Raw genomic sequence first — 7,358 nt, forward strand, 5'->3', positions numbered from 1 at the left:
CTGGCCAAGCTCGCCGTCAGCGCGAAGATCGAGCGGGCGGTCGAGCACACCGCCCGCTGGTCCGACCACGCCCCGGTGACGATCACCTACGACGTCTGACGGAGAGCCAAGCAGCATTCCGCCGCAGACTTAGCTTGATGAGCGGAAAGGCACCCCAAGCTCCTGGGCAATCGCGACGAGCTGCTTCCGCTCAACTGACGGCTCAATCAGCATCAGGACATTGCCGCCCTCGTCGTGGAGCTGTCCGTGAACCGCCCCGTGGATGAATCCCCATGTCGTGTAGCTGACCGCAGAGCGCTCGATGACGTCGGCCGGAGCACGTCGGCGACGCCCCTGAGCGACATACCGATCGTCAATCGCCACATAGTACGCAAACGTGTTGAAATATAAGAAACCCAGGGCCGCTAAGGCAAATCCGAGTAGATATAGAAAGCTGCCGATGTCGCCCTTCTCTGCCAGTAAGTCGATCCCATACCCAGTCGCCAGGCTGGCTCCGCCGCCGAGGAGGATGATCCCGGCGACGGCATGCCAGCTTAAACGGGCCGGGTGAAAAACACGCCACCCGTCCCGCTTGCTGACGCCTGTAGCTACCTTGTGCTCATTCACGCCGATTATCTCCTTCGCGTACTGGTCCATGTACGACCAATGCTTTTCCACCAGTTCCACGCGCAAGGCGGCAGACCCGGCCCGGTCGCGGTGGTAGCAGAAGAACTCCATGTGCTCGGCGTCTCGCTAGCCTGCCTCTGTTTGCGCAGCGCGATCTGTTCGGGAAGCGCGCGGCGGCCCTGCTCGGTAGGCTCGCCGGAATGCGCGTTCTCTTCACCTTCATCGGCGGCAGCGGACACTTCCGGCCCCTCATCCCGTTCGCTCGTGCGGCCCTGGCCGCCGGACACACAGTAGCGGTGGCCGGCTCCGGGAACCGGTACGACGAGATCACGGCCGCCGGATTCACCGCCTTTCGCACCAGCGAACCGAAGCCGCCGTCCACGGACGAGCCCGCGCAGACGCCGGAGCCGGTCGACCTGGCCCGCGAGGAGCGGGTGCTGCGCGACAACTTCGCTGGCCGGGGCGCGCGCCGGCACGCCGCGGCGATCCGCGAGATCGCGCTGGAGTGGCAGCCGGACGTCATCGTGCGCGACGAGATCGACTTCGGTTCGGCGATCGCCGCGGAAAAGCTCGGGATCCCGTGTGTGAGTGTCATCGTGCTGCTGGCCGGAGGCCTGGCCCGCAACGAGGTCATCCGGGAACCGATCAGCGCGTTGCGCGCGGAAAACGGGCTCGTGCCCGACCCGGATCTGACCCGGCTCCCGGGCCAACTGGTCATCATGCCCGCACCGCCGAGCGTACGCGATCCGCGTTATCCGCTACCGAAGGACACCTTCTGGTGCGCGCCGGACGACCACGCACCGCGCCGTGCACATACAGCGGACCAGCCCTTGGTCTACCTCACCCTCGGGACACTCGACACATATCGTTCGGTGTTCGAGCGCTTGCTCGCCGGGCTTCGCGATTTGCCCGTCCGCCTGGTCGTAACCGTGGGGCGGCGACTCGACCCCGCATCGTTCGGAGCGCAGCCGGAGCAGGTGCGCATCGAACAGTTCGTCCCGCAAAACGAGATCTTCGCCGAGGCAGACCTCGTCATCGCGCACGGCGGTTCCGGCACGCTCATCGGCTCGCTCGCGCACGGCATCCCCTCCGTGCTGCTCCCGATGGGCGCCGACCAGCCGTACAACACCCGGCGGTGCGTCGAACTCGGTACCGCGCTGGAGCTTGATCCCGTGACGTTCACACCCGAGGGCGCAGCGCGCGCCGTCACCACGATGCTGCACGAGGACTCGTATCGGCGCGCAGCGCAGCGGATTCAAGACGAGATCAACGCCCTGCCGGAGCCCGCGCAGGCACTCGGCCTGATCGAGGCCCTCGTACCGGCACACCGGCGTTCATCCGTACAATGCTCGGCGTTCGGTGGTGCTTCCGATGGATGACGAGGCAGCAGGTGTCTGATAACCGGTGGCGACTCGGCGCGCGGTTCGAACTGTTCGAGCAGTTGGGGACCGGCGCCGTCGGCACGGTGTGGCGCGCCCGAGACCTGCGGGATGGCGGCGAGCACGCGGTGAAGGTGCTGCGGCCCGAACTGGTGTCCGATCCGCAGGCCGTCGCGGAGCTTTACGGTGCGCTGGGCTCGGTGGCGCGGATCGGCCACGCCGGCATCGTGGCCGTCGACGACGCCGAGACCGCAGAGGGCTGGCTGGCGCTGCGGTCGCGACTCGTTTCCGGCGAGAGCCTTCGGTCGATGGTGGCTCGACAGAGCGCGCTGAATCCGGCCACGGCCGCACAAGTTGTCGCGACCGTATGTGACGCCGTCGCCGCGGCGCACGCTGCTGGGCACGCGCATGGCGACCTTCACCCCGGCAATATCTTGCTGAGCGCGGGAGGCGGCGTTCTCCCAGAGCCCCTGGTCACCGATTTCGGTTTGGCCGCCTTGGCGAATCGCGGGCAACAGCTGGTGCCTCCGATCGAGTATCGTGCCCCGGAATCGGTCGCAGCCGCAGCCGCGGTCTCAGCGCCTTACCCGGCGAGCGTGCCATCAGCGGACGTATATGCCTTGGGCATTCTGCTGTATGAGTGCCTGACCGGACAGACTCGGCCGGTTCCCGCTCCCGGTCGGCCCGACGAGCTGTGGTCAATCATCGTGGCCTGTCTCGCCGGAGATCCGCGCTACCGCCCGACCGCCGGCCAGCTCGCCGCGGCGCTGCGGTCATTCGCGAATAAGGGCTTTGCCGCAGGAGAGACGATCGTCGTCCCCGGCTTACCGAGCCAACCGTATGTCGCTGCGCCGCAACCGGCGGGCGTGGCGATGACGACCGTGTTGCCTGCCATCGCCGTTGACGAAGGCGCACACGATCATGGCAATGCCAAGGGCAGTGGCAAGAGCAGCAGCGTGCGGTTGCCGCGGCTGATCACCGCGCACAAGACGGAGAGCGGGATCGCCGCGGCCGTCGTCGTGGTCGCGCTCCTCATCGGCGGCGCGCTCACGCTCGGCGGCGGCGGCGCGGCGGCTTCCACCGCGAACGCCCGGCCGACCACGAGGTCCGCTCCGGCGACCACCGCCGCCAGCGAGAGCCCGGAGGCGGTCGTCCTGCCGGTGGGTTCGGCGAGTCCGTCGCCGTCAGCATCGCCGTCCGCGACCGCGCCGGTCCAGGTCACGCTGATCAATGCGCGTTCCAACACGTGCATGGACACGGCGGGCCGGATCTTCGCGGACGGCACGAAGGAAGACATCTGGTCCTGCAACGGCACCCCGGCCCAAAGCTGGACCCTGACACCCGCCGGCCAACTGACGGAGGACGGCGGCGCCTACTGCCTCGACGACTACGGACTGGAGAAGACCCCGGGCACGCGGGTCGTCCTCTGGAGCTGCAACGGCGGTGCGAATCAGCGCTGGACGATCCAGCCGAACGGCACGATCGTCAGCGCGAATGCCGGACTGTGCGTCGATGTGTCCGGCAAGGGCACGAACGACGGGACGGCTCTCGTGCTGTGGCCGTGCGACGGCAGCCCGAGTCAGCAGTGGGGTAGCCACTGAATTGGTGCGTCCTAGGCGGCTGCGGTCGCGGTCGCGCAGCCGAGGCGGTCGGCGAGTCGGGTCAGGGTCGTGCCGAGGGGTGCGTTGAGCCGGACAGCGGCGAGTTCGTCGCCGCGTGTCGCTCCCTGATTCACGATGGCGACCGGTTTGCCGGCTCGCGCCGCGTATCGGACGAATCGCAGCCCTGACATGACAGTCAACGACGAGCCCAGCACCAGCAACGCGCGGGCCTCGTCGATGAGGTCGTAGCACTGCTGCACACGCGGCTTGGGCACGTTCTCGCCGAAGAAGACCACATCCGGTTTCAGCGTCCCCGACCCACAGGCATCGCAGGGTACTGTGTTGAACTGCGCGATCAGCTCGTCGGCGAGTTCGACGTCGCCGTCCGGGTTGATCTGAGTGCTCGCGTCCTGGAAGCGCGGATTGGCTGCGCGCAGCCGCCGGTCCAGTTCCTCACGCAGGCTCAGCTGCCGGCAGTCCAGGCAGATGACCCGGTCTAGGCTCCCGTGCAGCTCGACACAGTTGCTGTTACCCGCGCTGCGATGCAGACCGTCGACGTTCTGGGTGATTACGGCCGAGACATATCCGGCGGCAGAGAGCGAGGCGACCGCGGCGTGTCCCGCGTTCGGCTGCGCGCGGGCGATCGTTCGCCAGCCGAGGTGGCTGCGCGCCCAGTAACGGCGCCGGTTGTCCGCGCTGTGCACGAACTGCTCGTAGGTCATCGGCGTGTGCCTGCGCAGGCTGCCGGTCGCGCCCCGGTAGTCCGGGATGCCGGACTCGGTGGACAGCCCGGCGCCGCTGAGCACCGCGACCGCACCGCCGGCGAGGATGTCTTCGACATCGTCCACATCGCCTGACGGTGCGAGTCCGCCGGCGTTCGGCCAGTCGAGTATCGGTCGCGTCCGCATGAACGCAGCATATGTCGCGATTGGCTGGCGCGGCGCTTAGCGTAGGTGGACGCTGGTCCGACGGACCAGCTCGTCTTGAGATGCGGAGCGAACAGCCATGAGCGGACATGTTTACCGGGTCACCGAGGTCGTCGGCTCGTCAGCGGACGGAGTCGATCACGCAGTACGCACGGCCGTCGCACGGGCCGCCGAAACGCTGCACGGTCTCGACTGGTTCGAAGTCACGGAGATCCGCGGCCGGATCGAGGACGGCCGCATCTCCGAGTACCAGGTCGGGCTGAAGGTCGGCTTCCGGCTCGACGAGGGCTGATCCCGCTCGCCGTTCGGATCGCTGGGCTGGCGGCGGCGCTTCGGGCATGCTTGCGTTTATAAGCACGCGCGGCTCGCGCGGCACGCGCAGCGCACCGATTCCGCGAGGGTGCGAGAACTCGAGGACCGTAATGAAGCTACCGGTGATGCCCCCAGTAGAGCCGATGCTGGCGAAGTCGGCGGCCGGCGTACCGTCCGGCGCGTTCCTGTATGAGCCGAAGTGGGACGGCTATCGGTGCATCGTGTTTCGCGACGGGGACCAGATCGAGCTCGGCAGCCGGGGCGGCAAGTCGCTCAACCGGTACTTTCCGGAGCTGATCGAGGCGCTGGCCGAGGTGTTGCCGCCGCGCTGTGTGCTCGATGGTGAGGTCGTGGTGGTGGTCGGCGGGCGGCTGGACTTCGACCGGCTCGCCGATCGCATCCATCCGGCGGAGTCGCGGGTGCGGTTGCTGGCCGAGCGCACCCCGGCGTCATTCGTCGCGTTCGATCTTCTCGCGCTCGATGACGAAGACCTGACCGGACGTCCGTTCGCCGAGCGGCGCGACCGGCTGACAGCGCTGTTCGGGGAGGGTGCGCAGGCGCGCGCGGGTTCTCAGGTGCGCGTGACCCGGGCGACCGATGACCCGGATGTCGCGCGCCGCTGGTTCGAGCGTTTCGAGGGTGCGGGGCTCGACGGCGTGGTCGCCAAGCCGCTTGATGGCAGGTACACGCCCGGCGAGCGCACGATGGTGAAGGTCAAGCACGAGCGCACCGCGGACGTGGTCGTGGCCGGCTATCGGCTGCACAAGAACGGCCCGGTCGTCGGCTCGCTGATGCTCGGGCTCTACGGCTCGGACGGCGTGCTCAACTACGTCGGCGGCTCGAGCGCGTTCACGATGATTCGGCGCCGCGAGCTGCTCGAGGAGCTTGCGCCGCTGCGGTTGCGTGACGGTGAGGCGCACCCGTGGCTCGGTGCGGCGGAGGACGAGGAACACCGCAGGCCCGGCGCTCAGCACCGGTGGAACGCGGGAAAGGACACGTCGTTCGTTGCGTTACGGCCGGAGTTGGTGTGTGAGGTGCGCTACGACCAGCTTCAGGCAGACCGGTTCCGGCATAACGGACAGTTCTTGCGGTGGCGGCGCGACCGTGAGCCGAGTTCGTGCACGTACGACCAGTTGGACGTGCCGGTGCCGTATGACTTGGCGGATGTGTTCGAGTGAGTTCGCAGCTTGCGAGGTCAGGTCGCGGGCTTGCCGGCGTTCTTTGCCTTTGAGGGCTGGACGCGCTTGGGCTCGCCAGGCATCTTGGGGAAGTCCGGAGGATAGGGCAGGTCACCGAGGCCGTGGTCACGCTCGTCACGCGCCGAAGCCTCCAGGAGCGCGTCGAGGGTGAATGCGGCCTCGTCGATGTCCGCATGTGCGTCGCCGTTCTTCACGAGCAGCGACGGGACAGTGCGCGGCGTGAAGTCATCGGGCTCTACGTCAGGCAGCTCTGCCCAGCGCACGGGCATTGAGACGAGCGCATGAGGGCGTGCACGCGTCGAATACGCGGCGGCGAGCATCCGGTCGCGGGCCATCTGATTGAAGTCCACGAAGACCCGCTCGCCCCGCTCCTCTTTCCACCACGAGGTGGTGAGCAGGTCGGGGCGGCGGCGCTCTAGTTCGCGGGCGAAGGCGATGACGGCTCGGCGCGCCTCGATGAACGACCAGCGCGGCTCGATGCGGACGAGCAGGTGCAGGCCGCGTCCGCCAGTCGTCTTCACGTAGGGCGTCATGCCGAGTTCATCGAACAGCGCCTTCGCCTCATGCGCCGCCTCCACCGCTTGGGGGAATCCGGTGCCGGGCTGCGGGTCGAGGTCGACGCGCAGCTCATCCGGATGGTCGGTGTCGCTACGCCGAACGGGCCACGGATGCAGTTCGAGCGCACCCATTTGCACGGCCCAAGCGACGGTGGCCGGCTCGGTCACGCAGATCTCGTCGCCGGTTCGGCCGCTCGGGAAGGTGACGCGGGCGGTCTCTACCCAGTCAGGCAGCCCTTTGGGCGCATGCTTCATATAGAACGATGATCCGCCGAGCCCGTCCGGGAAGCGGTTGAGCGCGACCGGCCGGTTGGCCAGCGCCCGGAACACGCTCTCGGCGACGGCCGCGTAGTAGGTGGCCAGGTCGAGCTTCGTGATTCCGGAGTCCGGATAGTAGACCTTGTCCGGGGACGAGATGCGCACAGATCGGCCGGCCACGTCGACATACGCCTCGCTGCTGCTCATGTTCGCAGGCTAAGGGCAGTCGGACGCTGCCGCGACACGGCGGCGTGGCAGGTTGCTGCAACGGGGGCGCAGGGAAAAGGGCTGAGCAGGTAGGGCAGGGGGCTGATTTGGACCGTCTTTCGTCCACGGAATGGGTTGGCGCGTGTCTGCGTGTGCGTGACCGCCCGGGTCGCCAGGTCGACGTCGCTTACCGTACCGCTGCCCTGGTTCGCGACCCACCGCGGGCAGCGGAACGATCAGCCGTGCGAGCAGGGCCGCGGCGGCGAGGAAAGTCAGACGTGGACGTGGATGTGGGCGAAGTGGATGCGGGGCA

Annotated in this window: 7 protein-coding genes; 4 read left to right on the plus strand and 3 right to left on the minus strand. The window is 67.9% G+C overall.

Annotated elements, in window-relative coordinates; translation table 11 throughout:
• Positions 1-129: 129 nt before the first annotated feature.
• Entirely contained in the window at positions 130-717 is a 588-nt protein-coding gene (locus VN779_RS25805; RefSeq protein WP_325727878.1) for a hypothetical protein, read from the minus strand.
• Between the two features lie 89 nt (positions 718-806).
• Between VN779_RS25805 and VN779_RS25810 the strand changes: the two genes are divergently transcribed.
• Together VN779_RS25810 and VN779_RS25815 are read left to right on the plus strand one after the other, a co-directional pair.
• A complete protein-coding gene (locus VN779_RS25810; RefSeq protein WP_325727880.1) occupies positions 807-1,985 on the plus strand; it encodes a glycosyltransferase in 1,179 nt (392 codons plus the stop codon).
• Positions 1,982-3,586, plus strand: coding sequence for a serine/threonine protein kinase (locus tag VN779_RS25815; RefSeq protein ID WP_325727882.1), 1,605 nt, complete (start codon positions 1,982-1,984; stop codon positions 3,584-3,586). The genes VN779_RS25810 and VN779_RS25815 overlap by 4 nt, the downstream gene beginning before the upstream one ends.
• A gap of 11 nt (positions 3,587-3,597) precedes the next feature.
• On the opposite strand, the gene VN779_RS25820 is transcribed toward VN779_RS25815, so the two are convergent.
• Positions 3,598-4,494: an NAD-dependent protein deacetylase gene (locus VN779_RS25820; RefSeq protein ID WP_325727883.1), complete on the minus strand. Its 897-nt coding sequence runs from the start codon at positions 4,492-4,494 to the stop codon at positions 3,598-3,600.
• 97 nt (positions 4,495-4,591) lie between these two features.
• Between VN779_RS25820 and VN779_RS25825 the strand changes: the two genes are divergently transcribed.
• Together VN779_RS25825 and VN779_RS25830 are read left to right on the plus strand one after the other, a co-directional pair.
• Positions 4,592-4,804, plus strand: coding sequence for a dodecin (locus VN779_RS25825; RefSeq protein WP_325727885.1), 213 nt, complete (start codon positions 4,592-4,594; stop codon positions 4,802-4,804).
• 130 nt (positions 4,805-4,934) lie between these two features.
• On the plus strand, positions 4,935-6,002 hold the full coding sequence (locus VN779_RS25830) for an ATP-dependent DNA ligase (RefSeq protein WP_325727887.1): 1,068 nt from the start codon (positions 4,935-4,937) through the stop codon (positions 6,000-6,002).
• Between the two features lie 17 nt (positions 6,003-6,019).
• On the opposite strand, the gene ligD is transcribed toward VN779_RS25830, so the two are convergent.
• On the minus strand, positions 6,020-7,045 hold the full coding sequence (ligD, locus tag VN779_RS25835; protein ID WP_325727889.1) for a non-homologous end-joining DNA ligase: 1,026 nt from the start codon (positions 7,043-7,045) through the stop codon (positions 6,020-6,022).
• Between the last annotated feature and the right edge of the window lie 313 nt (positions 7,046-7,358).

Origin of the sequence: Actinocrinis sp. (genome assembly GCF_035605935.1) — a bacterium.
GTDB lineage: Bacteria > Actinomycetota > Actinomycetes > Streptomycetales > Catenulisporaceae > Actinocrinis.